Origin of the sequence: Rhizobium sp. PP-F2F-G48, assembly GCF_004342335.1 — a bacterium.
GTDB lineage: Bacteria > Pseudomonadota > Alphaproteobacteria > Rhizobiales > Rhizobiaceae > Ferranicluibacter.
The window spans coordinates 335,042-351,221 of the sequence record NZ_SLVH01000004.1; the positions used below are offsets into that span (position 1 = coordinate 335,042).

A 16,180-nucleotide genomic window follows, 5' to 3' on the forward strand; every position below is an offset into this window, starting at 1 on the left:
CTGATGTCGGAAAAGATTACTTCAGGCTCGGAGCGATGCCGACGCAAGCTTCGCAGAGGCCGGCAACGGCTGCCACGGACTTGTCGAAGGCTTCCTGTTCAGCCTTGGTAAACTCGACTTCGATGATGCGCTCGATGCCGCCGGCACCGATGATGGTGGGAACGCCGACATACATGTCGTTGACGCCATACTGGCCCGACAGATGCGCGGCGCAGGGGAGGACGCGCTTCTTGTCCTTGAGGAAGGATTCCGCCATCTCGATGGCGGAAGCGGCCGGTGCGTAATAGGCGGAACCGGTCTTGAGCAGGCCGACGATTTCGGCGCCGCCGTCACGGGTGCGCTGGATGATCTCTTCGAGACGCTCCTTGGTGACCCAGCCCATCTTGACGAGGTCCGTCAGCGGAATGCCGCCGACCGTGGAGTAGCGGGCGAGTGGGACCATGGTGTCGCCGTGGCCGCCGAGAACGAAGGCGGTGACGTCCTGGACGGAGACGTTGAATTCCTGGGAAAGGAAGAGGCGGAAGCGCGAGCTGTCGAGCACGCCGGCCATGCCGACAACCATGTTCTTCGGCAGGCCGGAGAACTTCTGCAGGGCCCAGACCATCGCATCGAGCGGGTTGGTGATGCAGATGACGAAGGCGTTCGGGGCATATTTCTTGATGCCGGCGCCGACCTGTTCCATGACCTTGAGGTTGATGCCGAGCAGATCGTCGCGGCTCATTCCGGGCTTGCGCGCCACGCCGGCGGTGACGATGCAGACATCGGCGCCTTCGATCGCAGCATAGTCGCTGGCACCGGTCAGGTTGGCGTTGAAGCCTTCCACCGGCGAGGACTGCGCGATGTCGAGGCCCTTGCCCTGGGGCACGCCGTCGGCGATGTCGAAGAGAACGATGTCGCCCAGTTCCTTCAGGCCGGCCAAGTGGGCCAGCGTGCCGCCAATCATTCCGGAACCGATAAGTGCGATCTTGTTGCGCGCCATGAAAGTGCTTCCTTTGAGATCAAATCTGGCAAGGTTTGCAGCGACACATCTCCCGCTTTTCCGGGCGGCACCCAACCTCACGGGCGAAAGCACTAATCGCGTCGCCTGAAAATATCAACCGATACTTTTGGAGCGTGATTTTTCAATCGTTTAGATCAATAAGTTCTTACGTCCACGTAAGAAATATGGTCACGAATTCTTCGCATTCGCAGCATGCGCGCCGGCATATTCGCTACTCTGCAGCTCGATCAGCCGGGACACGGTGCGATCGAACTCGAAGCCTTCCGTGCCGCGTCTAACGGTCAGAAGCTCTTCCGGGCGGGCTGCGGCAGACGCGAACAGGCGCGCGCCCTGGTCGTAGATCGTATCCACCAGCATGATGAAGCGCTTGGTTTCGTTCCGCCGCTCGGGACTGAGCAGCGGGATATCGTCGATGAAGATGACACGGTAATGCGACAGGATGGTGAGATAGTCGGTCGCACCCAGGGGACGCGCGCAGAGATCGGCGAAGGAGAAGCGCGCACAATCCCCGGCGGCTGCGGGAACGTGGATCGTGCGACCCTTGAAGGTGAGATCGGCAGGGACAGGGCGAAGGCCCTGTGTCGCCTTGGCCCACGATGCATCGAGCGCCTTGCGGGCGGCGTCGTTGAGCGGAGAGGACCAGACGGGCAGGCCGCTGGTCTTCTCCAGGCGATAGTCCGTCTGCGTATCCAGCGGCACGACGTCGGCATGGGCGCGCAGGAGATCCACGAAGGGCAGAAAGAGCGAGCGATTGAGGCCGTCGCGATAGAGATCGCCCGGCTCGACGTTCGAGGTGGCCACGAGGACGCAGCCGCGCTTGAACAGTTCGCCGAACAGGCGCGACAGGATCATCGCATCGGCGATGTCCGTGACCGAGAACTCGTCGAAGCAGAGAAGACGGGCCTCGGCATAGATATCGGCCGCGACCGGCGGCATCGGATCCGCATCCTTGGTTTCGCCGTTCTTCAGCTTCTGCCGGTGCTTGAAGATGCGGTCCTGCACCTCGGCCATGAACTCGTGGAAATGCGCGCGGCGCTTGCGCTCGATCGGCACCGTGTCGAAGAAGAGGTCCATCAGCATGGTCTTGCCGCGCCCGACGCCACCATAGAGATAGACGCCCTTGATCGGCGGGCGCTGATCGCGCTTCGATGCGAAGAGCCAGCCGAGCGCGTTCGACTTGCGGTTGGCGCGGCTGGAAGCGAGGTCCGTGGACAGGCGATCGAGGCGGGCGGCGATGGCCAGCTGCGCCGGATCGTGTCGCATATCGCCGTTGGCGATCAACGCCTCGAGACGTCGCGAGATGGTATTTTCGGCGTTTGGCACGCGCAGCCTTCCTGGCCGTCAGAGGAAGCCCGGCGGAGAGCCGGGACGCTGTCTAAGCTGTCGACTGAACGACGCTTACGAAACGATCGGGTCGATTCGACCCGATCGGCAGCCGGAGATCAGCGGCTCAGGCTGACGGGCTGGCCGCCATTGGTCTGGCCGTCGAAGCGGGCATCGGCCGACTTGTAGAGGCGGGCGAGTGCATTGCCGTTGCGATCCTTGAGGACCACCTGCTTGCCGGCCACTTCCCAGGACCCCATCTGCGTCAGCTCGCCGGCGCAGCCACGGGTGCCGCCGCGCGAACCGGAACCGAGATTGGTCAGCGTCAGGAACATGTCGCAGGAGCTGCCGCCATTGGCGACGCGCCAGTTGCCGACCATGGACTCCTTGGTGACGTCGAGAGAGGCGGCCGGTGCGGCCGGTGCGCCGCCGGGGACCTGCGGGCTGCCGAGTGCCGCGGTTTCCGTGACCGGTGCCGCGGGAAACTGGGACGCGTCGCCGCTGGTCGGGGGTGGCAGGGAGCCGCCGGAGACGGAGGGAACAGGCTGCGCCTGCAGGGGAGCAGGCCCCATGTCGCGCTGGTCGAAAGCGCCCACTGACGTGCGCTGGCATCCCGAAAGGGCCAGCACCACCGCCAGACCCGCCGCAACATGATATGCCCGCATTTCCCAACTCCCGGTCGTCTCGTATGTAAAATGAACGTTCGGGACAGATATAGGCCGGATTAAGGTTAATCGACCTTTAAGTCTGTCGAAAAACGTCCTTTCCTATCTCCTGTGGCGGAGAAGAAACGCAAACCCGCGTTTTTCCCCATGAAACCGCAGATCAGACGCGACGCTCGACCATCATTTTCTTGATCTCGCCGATGGCCTTGGCCGGGTTCAGGCCCTTGGGACAGGTCTGCGCGCAGTTCATGATCGTGTGGCAGCGGTAGAGACGGAAGGGGTCTTCCAGATTGTCCAGTCGCTCGCCCTTGGCTTCGTCGCGGCTGTCGATCAGCCAGCGATAGGCCTGGAGAAGCACGGCCGGGCCGAGATAGCGGTCGCCGTTCCACCAGTAGCTCGGGCAGGACGCCGAACAGCAGGCGCAGAGAATGCACTCGTAGAGACCGTCCAGCTTGGCGCGATCGTCATGGCTCTGCTTCCATTCCTTGGCCGGCGCCGGTGAAACCGTCTTCAGCCAGGGTTCGATCGAGCGATGCTGCGCGTAGAAATTGGTCAGGTCCGGCACGAGGTCCTTGACGACGGGCATATGCGGCAGCGGATAGACTTTCACCGCGCCCTTCACGTCGTCCATGCCCTTGGTGCAGGCCAGCGTGTTGGTGCCGTCGATGTTCATGGCGCAGGATCCGCAGATCCCCTCGCGACAGGAGCGGCGCAACGTCAGCGTCGGGTCGATCTTATTCTTGATGTAGAGCAGGGCATCGAGAACCATCGGGCCGCAATCGTCGACATCGATGAAGAAGGTGTCGATCGACGGGTTCTTGCCGTCATCCGGGCTCCAGCGATAGACGCGGAATTCGCGGGTGTTCGTGGCGCCGGCGGGCTTCGGCCACACCTTGCCTTCGGTCATCTGCGAATTCTTGGGAAGTGCAAGTTCAACCATAGTCGTTTTCCTTGACCGGGCTTCCGCTGGAGCGATCCGGAGAACATCCGTTCCCGGAGCGCTTCAGCCTTATCTTTTGACGCATCGTCCAGATGAAGAAGCCGTTCGGCTCCGACAGGAGATGCTTTAGTAAACGCGCGCCTTGGGTTCGATCTTGTAGGGATCGATGCCTTCAGCGAGCAATTCGGTGTGAACCGGGCGGTAGTCGAGCTTGACGTCGCCGGCCTCGTTCACCCAGGCCAGCGTGTGCTTGCGCCAGTTGACGTCGTCGCGACCGGCGAACGGGCCGGACGTGTAGTCCTCGCGTGCGTGGCTGCCGCGGCTCTCTTTGCGGGCTTCCGCGCCGACGACGGTGGTGATGGCGTTGGCCATCAGGTTTTCGAGTTCCAGCGTTTCCACGAGGTCGGAATTCCAGATCATCGACCGGTCGGTGACCTTGATGTCGGACATTTCGGACCAGATGGTGCTCATGCGCTTGCAGCCGCTTTCGAGCGATTCCTGCGTGCGGAACACGGCCGCGTCTTCCTGCATGGTGCGCTGCATCTTCTCGCGCAGAACCGAGGTCGGCGTTCCCCCGCTGGCATAGCGCAGCCTGTCGAGACGGCCGACGATCTTGTCGCAGGCGGCGGTGTTCAGCGCCGGGATCGGGCTTGCACGGTCGATGACCTCGCCGGCGCGGATGGCGGCGGCGCGGCCGAAGACGACCAGGTCGATCAGCGAGTTGGAGCCGAGGCGGTTTGCGCCGTGCACCGAGGCGCAGCCCGCTTCGCCGACGGCCATCAGGCCGGGGATGATGCGTTCCGGATTTTCACCGTCGGCATTCAGCACTTCGCCCCAGTAATTGGTGGGGATGCCGCCCATGTTGTAGTGAACCGTCGGCAGGACCGGGATCGGCTCGCGCGTCACGTCGACACCGGCAAAGATCTTGGCGCTTTCGGAAATGCCCGGCAGGCGTTCGTTGAGAACGGCAGGGTCCAGATGGTCGAGATGCAGGAAGATATGGTCCTTCGCCTTGCCGACGCCGCGGCCTTCGCGAATTTCGAGCGTCATGCAGCGCGAGACGACGTCGCGCGAGGCGAGGTCCTTGGCCGACGGCGCGTAGCGCTCCATGAAGCGCTCGCCTTCGGAATTGACGAGATAGCCGCCTTCGCCGCGCGCGCCTTCGGTGATCAAACAGCCGGCGCCGTAGATGCCGGTCGGGTGGAACTGGACGAATTCCATGTCCTGCAGCGGCAGGCCGGCGCGCGCGATCATGCCGCCGCCATCGCCCGTGCAGGTGTGGGCGGAGGTGGCCGAGAAATAGGCGCGGCCATAGCCGCCGGTCGCCAGCACGACCATCTTGGCGGAGAAGCGATGGATCGTGCCGTCATCCAGGCACCAGGCGACGACGCCCGTGCAGCGGCTGCCGTCGTCCGACATGATCAGGTCGAGCGCGAAATACTCGATGAAGAATTCGGCATTGTGCTTCAGCGACTGGCCGTAGAGCGTGTGGAGGATGGCGTGGCCGGTCCGGTCGGCGGCCGCACAGGTGCGCTGCACCGGCGGGCCTTCGCCGTAATTCTGCATGTGGCCGCCGAAGGGCCGCTGGTAGATCTTGCCTTCCGCATTGCGCGAGAAGGGCACGCCGTAATGCTCCAGCTCATAGACCGCCTTCGGCGCTTCCATGGCGAGATACTGCATGGCGTCGACGTCGCCGAGCCAGTCGGAGCCCTTGACCGTATCGTAGAGGTGCCACTGCCAGCTGTCCGGCGTCATGTTCTGCAGCGAAGCGGCAATGCCGCCCTGGGCTGCGACCGTGTGCGAGCGCGTCGGGAAGACTTTCGTGATGCAGGCCGTCTTGAAACCCTGTTCGGCCATGCCGAGCGTGGCGCGCAGTCCCGCGCCGCCGGCGCCGACGACGATCACGTCGTAGGAATGATCGACATACTGGTAGGCCTTACCGTTGATGGAAGTCGGGCCGTTGACGGACGGTGCTTCGGTCGATGCCATGGTTTTATCCTGCAAAGGCGAGCTTCAGGATGGCGAAAAGACAGAGCCCGCCAACCGCGATCGCGAAGAATGTATTGAGCATGAGAAGGACGATCTTGATGCCTTCGGCGTGAACGTAGTCCTCGACGATCACCTGCATGCCGATCCGCATGTGGGTCAGGGCGGAGATGACGACAAGGGCCATGATCACCGCGACGAACGGATTGCCGAGTGCTGCGACCACATCTGCGTGAGGCGCGCCGGCATGGGTCATGATGAAGATCACGAAGAAGACGAGAAGCGGCACGTTGGCGACCGCCGTCAGGCGCTGCCGCCAGAAATGGTCCGTGCCTTCCTTGGCCGAACCGAGACCGCGGACCTTGCCGAGGGGTGTGCGCATATCCATGGTCGAGGCCCTCAGCGAACGATGATGACGACGAGCCACAGAAGGACCGTCACGGTGATGGAGGCGATGGCACTGGCGATGGCGAGCTTGGTCGAGAATTCCTTCTCGTAGCCATAGCCCAGATCCCACATGAAGTGGCGCAGACCGCCGAACATGTGGTGGATCAGCGCCCAGGTATAGCCGAACAGGATGACCTGGCCGATGATGGTGCCGAAGAACCAGCTGGCCCAATCATAATAGGCCGGACCGCTGGCAGCCGCGATCAACCACCAGGCGACCAGAACCGTGCCGAAATAGAGTGCCGCGCCGGTGATGCGGTGCACAATCGACATGAGCATGGTCGGAATGAGCTTGTAGATTTGAAGATGCGGCGAAAGCGGCCGGCTTTTGGTGACATTCGTCATCTGAACCTCACGGAACGACCGGGCAATCGTCCAAAAACTAGACTCTTTATATCCGGTTTGCGCAGGGATTGCGCAGCATTCAGTTGTGGCGAGCTTTAATCTTCGGCAGGGGTCTTAACAAGCCTGTTTGCAGCGCGAAAAGAAATTAATCGATTAGAGACGGAGGTTTATCGGACAGGCGCTCGCGTTGCATTTTACACGTTAAACATATCCGGCGAAATTTGCGCCGACTGCCTGACTTTCGCGGCGTCCTGCGCCAGATTGGTCTTAACGCTTTGTTAAGATCCGTCGGAGGTTCATGATGTATCGGGAGATTTCCCTGCGGCCGATCGCCGTCGCCATCGTTCTCGCTGCAACCGCGATCGGCAGTGCCGAGGCCGGGGACGAAGGCTATCGCGGACAGTACGACCGCACGTATTCCGCGCAGGCGGAGCAGAGGGCACAGCGGTCCGGCGTTCGGCTTCGGGGCGGGCCCGTTCAGGGAAGCCTCTTTCGGGAAGGACCTGGCGCCGTACCGGACTACCGGGTCGTGCGCGGCTATTTCGATGGGGAGCGCCGGTATCGGCTGAGGCAGGATGCGACACGATGGGGCGGTGAGGGGGATGCGCGCCGCGACGCGCAGGCGCCATCGGCCGTCATCGTCGGGTCGGGCCGGTTCTCCGGCAATGCGAATGAATTGTATCGCCGGGGGGCCGGCAGCTATTTCACGATCACCACCTATGATGAGAACACCAGCTATGGCGCTTTCCAGCGCACCGCGTCGCCGGAGGTCGGCGGCTCCCGGAGCCGCGTCGTCACGGTGGGGCGCAGTGCGGTCCGGCGCAACGACGACGCCTGCAGCTTCGAAGCCGGCGTCTGCGTGATCCGCGGGCGCTGAGCCCGCAAAAGGGCGCGCTTGCCTGTCACGATCGTCCGAGAAACCGCCAGACGGTCGTCTTCTTCACCTCGCTGTCTTCGAGCGCACGCGTGACAGGCACCGCATAGGTGGCCAGCGCCACCATGCGGTCGCGCGGGCAATAGGTGCGGCCGGGGTCGCCGACGATGACGTCAATGCCGGCCAAAACCAGATCCTCGAACCAGGGCACCAGCCTGTCGGCAAATGCCTTGTCGTAGAACACGTCGCCTGCGAGAAACACGTCGCACGCGGTCGGCTGGCCGATCCGGTCGGCGTTCTCATGGGTCACGACAACATCGTTCCGCTGCGCGTTGAGCCCGATTGCGGCTGTCGTCCACGGGTCCGTGTCCATTGCGAGAACGGATGTCGCGCCGGCCTTCATGGCGGCGATCGCCACCAATCCGGAGCCGGAGGCAAAATCGACGACGGTCCTGCCGGCGACCAGATCGGGATGATCGAGCACGTATCGGGCAAGCCCCTGGCCACCGGCCCAGGCGAAGGCCCAGAAGGGCGGCGGCAGGCCGATCGCGTCCAGCTCGTCCTCCGTCTTCAGCCAGAGATCATGCGCCTCGCTCGCCAGGAAGAGGTTGACCTCGGGAACATGCGGTGGCGAAAGGATGCCGGTGTTCTCGCGGATGAAACGCTCGGGATCGGTTTTCACGCTGCGGACGAGAGCGGCGGGTTGTCGAGGCCGCCCATGCGGCAGACTTCGCGCCATTCCGCTTCCGTCACGGCCTGGACCGACAGGCGCATGGAGGTGACGAGCTGCATGTCCTTCAGTCGCTCGCTCGCCTTGACGTCCTTCAACGTCACGGGCTTCGGCAGATCGCAGACCGCGCGGATATCGACGCAGTCCCAGCGCGCATCGCCCTCGGCGGTCGAATCCGGGTGCGAAAGCGCGCAGACCTCGGCGATGCCGACGATCTCCAGGCCTTCGTTGGAGTGATAGAAGAAGCCTTTGTCGCCGATCGTCATGGCCCGCATATTGTTGCGGGCGAGGTAGTTGCGCACGCCGGTCCATTCGGTGCCGGCCGCGCCCGCATCCTTCTGCATGACCCAGGACCACTTGAACGGTTCGGATTTCCAGAGCCAGTAGCGCATGCCCGTCACTCCGGCTTGTTGAAGACCCAGTTCCAGGCCTTCACCTCGACGGAGGCGAAGAGGCCGGCTTTGGCGTAGGGGTCTTCGGCAAAGAGTGCGGTGGCCGCCGCTCTGGTTTCCGCGTCGATGATGACGAGGCTGCCGGTCGGCTTGCCGTCGTCGCCCAGGAACGGGCCGGCGACCTTCAGGATGCCGCGGGCGTTGAGGTCGTCGAGATAGGCGACATGGGCAGGCCGCGTATCGAGGCGGATCTGAAGCGCGCCTTCCTTATCGGTGCAGAGGGCTGCAAAGAGCATGGTCGTGCCTTTCCAAAGCTATTCGTGTGTGATGGGGCGGGACATGAGCTGTTCGAGCGCGGTTTCCACGTCGATCGCGCCGTCGATCATGGCCGCGACGGCAAAGGTCAGGGGCATGTCGAGACCGAGGCGACGGGCCTGCGCTGCCGCGACCGAGGCCGCAAGCGCGCCTTCCACGAGGTCGGCGGTCGGGCTGGCGGCGTGGCGTTCGCGCCCGAGCGCGATGCCGTATCGCAGATTGCGCGACTGGTGGCTGGTGGCGGTGAGCACGAGGTCGCCGAGACCGGAGAGGCCGCGCACCGTGTCGCCCTGACCGCCGCAGGCCGCGACATAGCGCGAGAGTTCGGCAAGGCCGCGGGCGATCATGGCGGCCCGGGCGGATTCGCCGAGGCCTGCGCCCTCGACGATGCCGCAGGCGATGGCCAGCACGTTCTTCAACGCGCCGCCGAGCTGCACGCCCGTGCGGTCGGCCGAGGGATAGAGGCGGAATGTCGGGCCGGACAGAGCGGTTGCAAGCCGTGCTGCGCGTTCCGACGACGTGGACGCGATGACCATGGCGGTCGGCAGGCCGGTGGCGATATCGGCGGCAAAGCCGGGTCCGGAGAGGACGGAGACGGCGTGGTCGCCCAGTTCCTCGGCCACCACCTCGGTCAGAAGACGGCCGGAGCGGCGTTCCAGACCCTTGGCGCAGATGACGATGTCGGCGTCCTTGGCAAGATAGGGCCGGAGCGCCTGCGCTGCCTCGCGCTGCGCCTGCGACGGCATGGCGAAGAGCACGATGCCTGCTGCCGAAACGGCGCTCGGCTCCGTCGTTGCAGACAGGGCTTTCGGCAGGTCGATCCCGGGCAGGGCCTCCTCGTGCCGGTGCCGGGTCAGGATCGCGTCCACCACGTCGCGTCGCCGGGCCAGCAGCGTGACCTCGGCGCGGCCTGTGCGGGCGATCACGGTCGCAAGCGCGGTGCCGAAGGCGCCGGCGCCGACGACGGCCACCTTGTCAGGGGACGAGATCGCCGTCGCGCTCATGCTTTTGCGCCCCGTTTGCCAAAGCCGAGCAAGGTCTGGGCATTGCCGTCGAGCGGCCAGCGCGCGCGGGGCGATACGGAGAGATCGTCCGCGGGCAGGCCCGCGGCCACGCGCTCGGCACCTGCCCAGGCGATCATCGCGGCGTTGTCGGTGCAGAGATGGAGGGGCGGCGCGACAAACGCAAAGCCGTTCCGCTCGCAGAGGCTGTCGAGCGTTGCGCGCAGCGCCTGATTGGCGGCGACGCCACCGGCAACGACGAGAGAAGGCTTGCCGACATCCGGATAGGTCTCGCGGAAACGCTGGAGACCGCGTCCGATCCGGTCCTTCAGCGTCCGCGACACCGCTTCCTGGAAAGAGGCGCAGATATCGGCGATGTCCTGGTCCGCCACCGGAGCGATCGACTGCGCGGCCTGCCGCACGGCGGTCTTGAGGCCGGAGAAGGAAAAGTCCAGCCGGGCCTCGCCGACCAGAGGCCGGGGAAAGGTGAACCGTGCCGGATTGCCGGTGCGCGCCGCACGTTCGACGGCGGGGCCGCCGGGATAGGGAAGGCCCAGGAGCTTTGCCGTCTTGTCGAAGGCCTCGCCCAGCGCGTCGTCGATGGTCGTGCCCCAGCGCTCGTAGTCGCCGGTGCCGCGCACCAGCACCAGCTGGGTATGGCCGCCGGAGACCAGCAGCATCAGATAGGGAAAGGAGAGGCCATGGGTCAAGCGCGCGGTCAGCGCATGGCCTTCCAGATGGTTGATGGCATAGAGCGGCTTGCCCGCTGCGCGCGCCATCGCCTTGCCGGTCATGAGGCCGACGATCAGCCCGCCGATGAGGCCGGGACCGCTGGTTGCGGCGATGGCATCGACCTCAGACAGCGACATTTGCGCGCGGTCGAGCGCCTCGGCAATCAGGGTATCCAGCGCTTCGACATGCGCGCGGGCCGCGATCTCGGGCACCACGCCGCCATAGAGGCTGTGTTCCTCGAGCTGGCTCAGCACCACGTCGCCCAGGATTTCGCCGCGCCCGTCCGGCTCGCGCAGCACGACGGAAGCGGCGGTTTCATCGCAGCTCGTCTCGATGCCGAGAATACGCAGGGGCCGGTTCATGGGTGGTCTACTCGAAGATTGCGGACGGGAATAAAGGGGGGTACACGGACCTCCGGTAACAATGGATCGTAGCGGATGCAAACGAAACCTTTCCGGATCGGCACGCGCGGCAGCCGGCTCGCGCTGGCTCAGGCCCATGAAACGCGCGACCGGCTGATGCTGGCGCATGGCCTGCCGGAGGAGATGTTCGAGATCGTGCCGCTATCGACGGCGGGCGACCGCATCACCGATCGCGCGCTGTCGGAAATCGGCGGCAAGGGACTTTTCACGCAGGAGCTGGAAGACCAGCTGCTGGCGGGTACGCTCGATTTTGCCGTCCATTCGGCCAAGGACATGGCGACGCGCCTGCCCGACGGCCTGTTTCTGTCCGCCTTCCTGCCGCGCGAGGACGCCCGCGACGCCTTTATCGGCGGCACGGCGCCGACGCTGCTGGCTTTGCCGGAAGGCGCGACGGTCGGTTCGGCATCGCTGCGCCGGCAGGCGCTGATCCGCCGATTGCGACCTGATATCAACGTCATCGTCTATCGCGGGCTGGTCGAGACCCGGTTGCGCAAGCTGGCCGAAGGTCAGGTGGACGGGACGCTGCTCGCCCTTGCCGGGCTGAAGCGGCTCAACCTCGAAGGTGTGGCGACCGAAATCCTCGACCCCACCTATTTTCCGCCGGCACCGGCACAGGGAGCGATCGCCGTCGAGAGCCGGATCGGCGACGGCCGGATGACCGCGTTCCTGTCGGCCATCGATGACCCCAGGACGCATGAGGCCGTGACCTGCGAACGCGCGTTTCTCGACACGCTGGACGGGTCGTGCCGGACGCCGATCGCCGGCTATGCGGTCTCGGACGGCGAGCAGATCTCGTTTTCGGGCATGATCCTGACGCCGGATGGAACGCAGCATCACCGGGTTTTTGCCGAGGGACGGGCCGCGGATGCGGCGAGAATCGGCGCGCAGGCGGGCGACGACATTCGCGCCGATGCGGCCCCCGGCTTCTTCTCCAGCTGGGCCTGAGCGGATGCGCGTCCTCGTCACGCGCCCGGAAACCACAGCGGACAGGACGCTCCGGCGGCTGGCGCTGGCCGGCCACGACACGCTGCTGCTGCCGCTGAGCGAGGCAGAGCACCTGCCGATCCGGGCGGGGCCCCTGTCCGCCTCGGCCGTCGTTGCAACGAGCGCGGAAGCGTTCCGGGCGCTGCGGCACTCTCCCGAAGCCCTGCCGTCGCTCGTCTCCCTGCCGGTCTACTGCGTCGGGGATGCGACCGCGGAGGCGGCGCTTGATCTCGGCTTTTCCCAGGTGCGGGTCGGGCCCGGAGATGCAGCCGGACTTGCGGAATTGATCCTTCATGATCGGGGGGCTGCCACGGGCATTCTGCTCTATCTCGCGGGCACCCCCCGGCTGCCGCAGCTGGAAACGCGCATGACCGTTGCCGGTGTCCCGCTCCAGGTTCGTCTCGTCTATCGCATGCGCCCCGTCGTTCGGCCGCCCGGCGCTTTTTCGGCGCAGGTTCGGGCCTTTTCTCCGGACGCGGTGCTGTTCTACTCGCGGGAGGCGGCACGACAGTTCTTTTTCGAGGTGGCCCCGGCAATGCTTGCCGATGCGGTGCGGATCCTCTGCCTCGGGCCGCGGATCGCCGACGCCGTGCCGCCCGGATGCCGGCATGTGGAGATTGCGCCCCGGCCGGATGAGGATGCCCTGCTTACGCTTCTCGACGCCTGAATCACGCAAATCGACCGGTGGGGCCTTTCCCTCGCCCAGGTCGGTGTCTAGGTTTATGCTGTTGACCTCACGCATAGAGAAGAGAGCATGGATCCGGAGAAACCGCCGCGCCGCACCAAGCCCGACCGGCAGCCGCTGACGATCGATCTGCCCGCCACGCCCGCTGCATCCGATGCGGCGAGACCGGAGGACACGGATGCTCGCCCAGATGCACGGGGGCCTGTCTCGTCCGACGTGGTCGTGCCCGATGCCGTCCTTGTGCCCGATAACGCTGTTGTGGCCGATGTTGCGAAGGACGCCGGGATCGCCGCTTCAGCGAATGATCCGCTGGAGAGCATCCCGTCCGATCGAGAAACGCCGCCCGATCCGCTGAGCGAAAAGGCCCGGGAGGCCGAGGCTGCAGAGGAGACGCGCGCCGAAGCGGACGCCGCCGCTTTCGCCGAGGAGCCTGCATCGTCGAGCCGGTCGGCCCGGACCTCCGTCCCGCCGACGCAGCCGGCCGGCGCATCGGCGACCATGCGCTCATCCGAACCTGCACATTCTTCGCGTGCTTCGAGCCCGTCGCGCGCGGGTGCTCTGGCGGCGGGCATCGTCGGTGGTCTGATCGCGCTTTCGGGCGCCGGCGTCCTGCAATATGCGGGCGTCCTGCCGGCGATCGGTCCATCGTCCTCGACCGGTGCTGCGTCGGGACGCGATCTCGGTGCCGAAATCGATGCCTTGAAGGCGCAGGTTTCGACAGGGGGATCGTCATCTAGCGAAGGCCTTGAGCAGAGGCTTGCCGCTCTCGAACAGACGATCGGCGTCAATGGAAGTGCATCCGGCGCGGAGGACCTGAAGGCGCAGGTCGAGAGCCTGACGCAGGAGCTCGTGAGCGTGAAATCCGGTCTTGCCGACCAGAGCCGCGCGACGCAGACGGCGACATCCGAGCTCTCGACACGCATCGAGGAAGCGGAAAAGAAGCTCGACGAGCCCGCCAGCGACGTGCAGCTCGCGCGCGCCATCGCGGTTACCGCGCTGAAGACCGGGATCGACCGTGGCGGACCGTTCCTTGCCGAGCTCGATGCCTTGAAGACGATCTCGCCGGACGACCCGGCCGTTGCCGGCCTTGCCGACATCGCACCGCGCGGCGTCTCGTCGCGCACGGATCTGACACGATCGTTCCCCGACACGGCCGACGCGATGCTGGCCGCCATTCGCGGCGCCGATCCGAACCAGGGCATTTTCTCGCGACTGATCGGAAGTGCGGCGTCCGCCGTGCGTGTCCGTCCTGTCGGCAGCGTCGAGGGTACGGGTCCGGAAGCCGTCGTCGCCCGGATCGAAGACCGCCTGACCAATGGCGACCTCAAGGGCGCGAGCCTCGAATGGGACGGCCTGCCGCAGCCTGCCAAGGATGCCGGCGCCGCGTTCCGCACGAAGCTCGATGAACGCATTGAGGTCGAAGCATTGATCGACGCCGCCGTGGCCGGAGCCGCAGCCGGCTCCGCACCCGCCAAACAGGGCTGAGGAGAGCCGATTTGATCCGTATTCTCATCTTCGTCCTGATCGTGCTTGCGCTCGGCGCAGGTTTTTCCTGGCTTGCCGATCGGCCGGGCGAGCTGTCGCTGGTCTGGATGGGCCAGCGTATCGAGACCAGCCTGATGGTCGGCGCCACGCTGCTCGTGGCCTTGATCGCGGCCATTCTGCTCGTCGTCTGGCTCGTCCGTCTCATCTGGTTCTCGCCGCACTCGATCGCGCGCTACTTCCGCGTTCGCAAGCGCGACCGGGGCTATCAGGCGCTGTCGACCGGGCTGATCGCCGCCGGTGCCGGCGATGCGATCCTCGCCCGCAAGATGACGGCGCGCACGCGCGGGCTTCTGTCGGCCGATCAGGAGCCGCTGATCCATCTTCTCGAAGCGCAGACCGCGCTGATCGAGGGCAAGCATGACGATGCCCGCCGCAAGTTCGAGCGGATGGCGGAAGACCCGGAGACCCGCGAACTCGGGCTCCGTGGCCTGTATCTCGAAGCCAAGCGTCTGGGTGCCAACGAGGCGGCGCGGCAATATGCCGAGCGTGCGGCCGACAAGGCGCCGCATCTGGCCTGGGCGACGCTTGCGACCCTCGATGAGCGCAGCCAGGCGGGACGCTGGGACGAGGCCGTGCATCTTCTCGACCAGAGCCGCACCAGCCATGTCATCGACCGCAAGGAGGCCGACCGCAAGAAGGCCGTGCTGCTCACGGCCCGGGCGCGAGAGCGGCTGGATGCCGACCCGAAGGCGGCGCGCGACGATGCGCTGGCCGCGCTGAAGCTCGACTCCACGCTGGTGCCGGCTGGCCTCATTGCGGCGAAAGCCTTGTTCCGGGAAGACAATCTGCGCAAGGCGGCGTCGGTGCTCGAAAAACTTTGGAAGCAGGAACCGCATCCCGACATCGCCAAGGCCTATGTTCGGGCACGGAGCGGCGATTCGGCGGTCGACCGGTTGAAGCGCGCCCGCAAGCTGGAAGCGTGGAAGCCGAACAATGCGGTGTCGCTGATGGCGGTTGCGGAAAGTGCGCTGGAGGCTCGCGAACTGGCGCTGGCGCGCTCCATGGCCGAGGCCGCCGCCCGCATTGCGCCGACGGAGAGCGTGTTTCTGCTGCTTGCCGATATCGAGGAAGCGGATACCGGAGACGAAGGGCGTATCCGCCACTGGATGAACCAGGCGCTGAAGAGCCCGCGCGATGCGGCCTGGATCGCCGACGGCGTCGTCTCCGAGGAATGGCTGCCGGTCTCTCCCGTCAGCGGCCGCCTGGATGCATTCGAGTGGAGGATGCCGGTCAACACGATCGACGGCCCGCTCGAGGAGGGTGGCGTCAGCCGCGGAGAGGCAGCGATCCGCAGCCTGCCGCCGGTCGCAGCGTCCGTTGTTGCTGCAACGCGCGACGCGCCGGAAACGACGGTGGCGACACCGCCGGCGCCGCCGACCATGCCTGCTGAGACGGTGGAGCGCCCGGCAGCGATCGCCGTCCCGGTTCCGACCGAATCGGTCATCGTTCACGAGCCGATCGAGCCGGCGCGGTCCGTGGTCGTCACGGACGCTGACGACGCGACGCACACGGCATTGGTCAAGAAGGATGAGGGGGCCGTGGCCGTCAAAGCGCCGGCGCAGCCCGTCTCCGGCGCGACATCTCCGGCCAAGCCGGCGGAGGCGCCGGTCGAGCCCTTCTTCGGCCGGCCGCCGGACGATCCCGGCGTTCGCACCGATAGAGTTGCAGAAAAGACGACATTCAAACTTTTCTGACGGTTCGGGGGCCCTTCGGGGCCCCTTTTCGCATTTGCGAAACGAATAGGGCTGGACCCGGCTTTGCGGCTCGTCTTTCCTGTCGGCATCAACGACCCTC

17 protein-coding genes are annotated in these 16,180 nt (G+C 65.5%); 5 read left to right on the forward strand and 12 right to left on the reverse strand.

Going from position 1 to position 16,180, the window contains the following annotated elements:
• Positions 1-16: 16 nt before the first annotated feature.
• The 7 genes from mdh to sdhC all read right to left on the reverse strand — a co-directional run bounded on the left by mdh (position 17) and on the right by sdhC (position 6,706).
• Positions 17-979: a malate dehydrogenase gene (mdh, locus tag C8J36_RS12780; RefSeq protein ID WP_062596276.1), complete on the reverse strand. Its 963-nt coding sequence runs from the start codon at positions 977-979 to the stop codon at positions 17-19.
• Positions 980-1,168: 189 nt separating this feature from the next.
• Positions 1,169-2,323 (reverse strand): cell division protein ZapE, encoded by a 1,155-nt coding sequence (gene zapE, locus C8J36_RS12785; RefSeq protein ID WP_132535368.1) that lies wholly within the window; start codon positions 2,321-2,323, stop codon positions 1,169-1,171.
• A gap of 119 nt (positions 2,324-2,442) precedes the next feature.
• A complete protein-coding gene (locus C8J36_RS12790) occupies positions 2,443-2,988 on the reverse strand; it encodes a protease inhibitor Inh/omp19 family protein (RefSeq protein ID WP_132535370.1) in 546 nt (181 codons plus the stop codon).
• A 160-nt stretch (positions 2,989-3,148) separates the two neighbouring features.
• Complete coding sequence (locus tag C8J36_RS12795) at positions 3,149-3,928, reverse strand: succinate dehydrogenase iron-sulfur subunit (RefSeq protein WP_062477884.1); 780 nt, start codon at positions 3,926-3,928, stop codon at positions 3,149-3,151.
• Between the two features lie 126 nt (positions 3,929-4,054).
• Positions 4,055-5,917 carry a succinate dehydrogenase flavoprotein subunit gene (sdhA, locus tag C8J36_RS12800; RefSeq protein WP_132535372.1) on the reverse strand — a complete coding sequence of 621 codons (1,863 nt, stop codon included), beginning with the start codon at positions 5,915-5,917 and terminating at the stop codon, positions 4,055-4,057.
• Positions 5,918-5,921: 4 nt separating this feature from the next.
• The gene (sdhD, locus tag C8J36_RS12805) at positions 5,922-6,302 is read right to left on the reverse strand and encodes a succinate dehydrogenase, hydrophobic membrane anchor protein (RefSeq protein ID WP_062596271.1); all 381 of its coding nucleotides are present in this window, start codon (positions 6,300-6,302) and stop codon (positions 5,922-5,924) included.
• Positions 6,303-6,313: 11 nt separating this feature from the next.
• The gene (sdhC, locus tag C8J36_RS12810) at positions 6,314-6,706 is read right to left on the reverse strand and encodes a succinate dehydrogenase, cytochrome b556 subunit (RefSeq protein WP_062596270.1); all 393 of its coding nucleotides are present in this window, start codon (positions 6,704-6,706) and stop codon (positions 6,314-6,316) included.
• Positions 6,707-7,007: 301 nt separating this feature from the next.
• Between sdhC and C8J36_RS12815 the strand changes: the two genes are divergently transcribed.
• A complete protein-coding gene (locus tag C8J36_RS12815; protein ID WP_207897495.1) occupies positions 7,008-7,583 on the forward strand; it encodes a hypothetical protein in 576 nt (191 codons plus the stop codon).
• Between the two features lie 25 nt (positions 7,584-7,608).
• On the opposite strand, the gene C8J36_RS12820 is transcribed toward C8J36_RS12815, so the two are convergent.
• The 5 genes from C8J36_RS12820 to tsaD are packed head-to-tail and all read right to left on the reverse strand — an operon-like array spanning position 7,609 to position 11,112.
• Positions 7,609-8,262: a methyltransferase gene (locus C8J36_RS12820; protein ID WP_132535376.1), complete on the reverse strand. Its 654-nt coding sequence runs from the start codon at positions 8,260-8,262 to the stop codon at positions 7,609-7,611.
• Positions 8,259-8,702, reverse strand: a complete 444-nt coding sequence (locus C8J36_RS12825; RefSeq protein WP_132535378.1) for an EVE domain-containing protein — start codon at positions 8,700-8,702, stop codon at positions 8,259-8,261. Before C8J36_RS12825 ends, C8J36_RS12820 begins: the two co-directional genes overlap by 4 nt.
• Before the next feature lie 5 nt (positions 8,703-8,707).
• Complete coding sequence (locus C8J36_RS12830; protein WP_132535380.1) at positions 8,708-8,998, reverse strand: YciI-like protein; 291 nt, start codon at positions 8,996-8,998, stop codon at positions 8,708-8,710.
• An 18-nt stretch (positions 8,999-9,016) separates the two neighbouring features.
• Entirely contained in the window at positions 9,017-10,021 is a 1,005-nt protein-coding gene (locus tag C8J36_RS12835; protein ID WP_132535382.1) for an NAD(P)H-dependent glycerol-3-phosphate dehydrogenase, read from the reverse strand.
• Positions 10,018-11,112 (reverse strand): tRNA (adenosine(37)-N6)-threonylcarbamoyltransferase complex transferase subunit TsaD, encoded by a 1,095-nt coding sequence (gene tsaD, locus C8J36_RS12840; protein ID WP_132535384.1) that lies wholly within the window; start codon positions 11,110-11,112, stop codon positions 10,018-10,020. Before tsaD ends, C8J36_RS12835 begins: the two co-directional genes overlap by 4 nt.
• Positions 11,113-11,187: 75 nt before the next feature.
• Between tsaD and hemC the strand changes: the two genes are divergently transcribed.
• From hemC to C8J36_RS12860, 4 genes are all read left to right on the forward strand, one after another.
• Positions 11,188-12,117 (forward strand): hydroxymethylbilane synthase, encoded by a 930-nt coding sequence (gene hemC / locus C8J36_RS12845; protein ID WP_132535386.1) that lies wholly within the window; start codon positions 11,188-11,190, stop codon positions 12,115-12,117.
• 4 nt (positions 12,118-12,121) lie between these two features.
• Complete coding sequence (locus C8J36_RS12850) at positions 12,122-12,823, forward strand: uroporphyrinogen-III synthase (protein ID WP_165915041.1); 702 nt, start codon at positions 12,122-12,124, stop codon at positions 12,821-12,823.
• An 87-nt stretch (positions 12,824-12,910) separates the two neighbouring features.
• Positions 12,911-14,326, forward strand: a complete 1,416-nt coding sequence (locus tag C8J36_RS12855) for a COG4223 family protein (protein WP_132535390.1) — start codon at positions 12,911-12,913, stop codon at positions 14,324-14,326.
• 11 nt (positions 14,327-14,337) lie between these two features.
• Positions 14,338-16,080, forward strand: a complete 1,743-nt coding sequence (locus C8J36_RS12860) for a heme biosynthesis protein HemY (RefSeq protein WP_132535392.1) — start codon at positions 14,338-14,340, stop codon at positions 16,078-16,080.
• Positions 16,081-16,180: the final 100 nt, after the last annotated feature.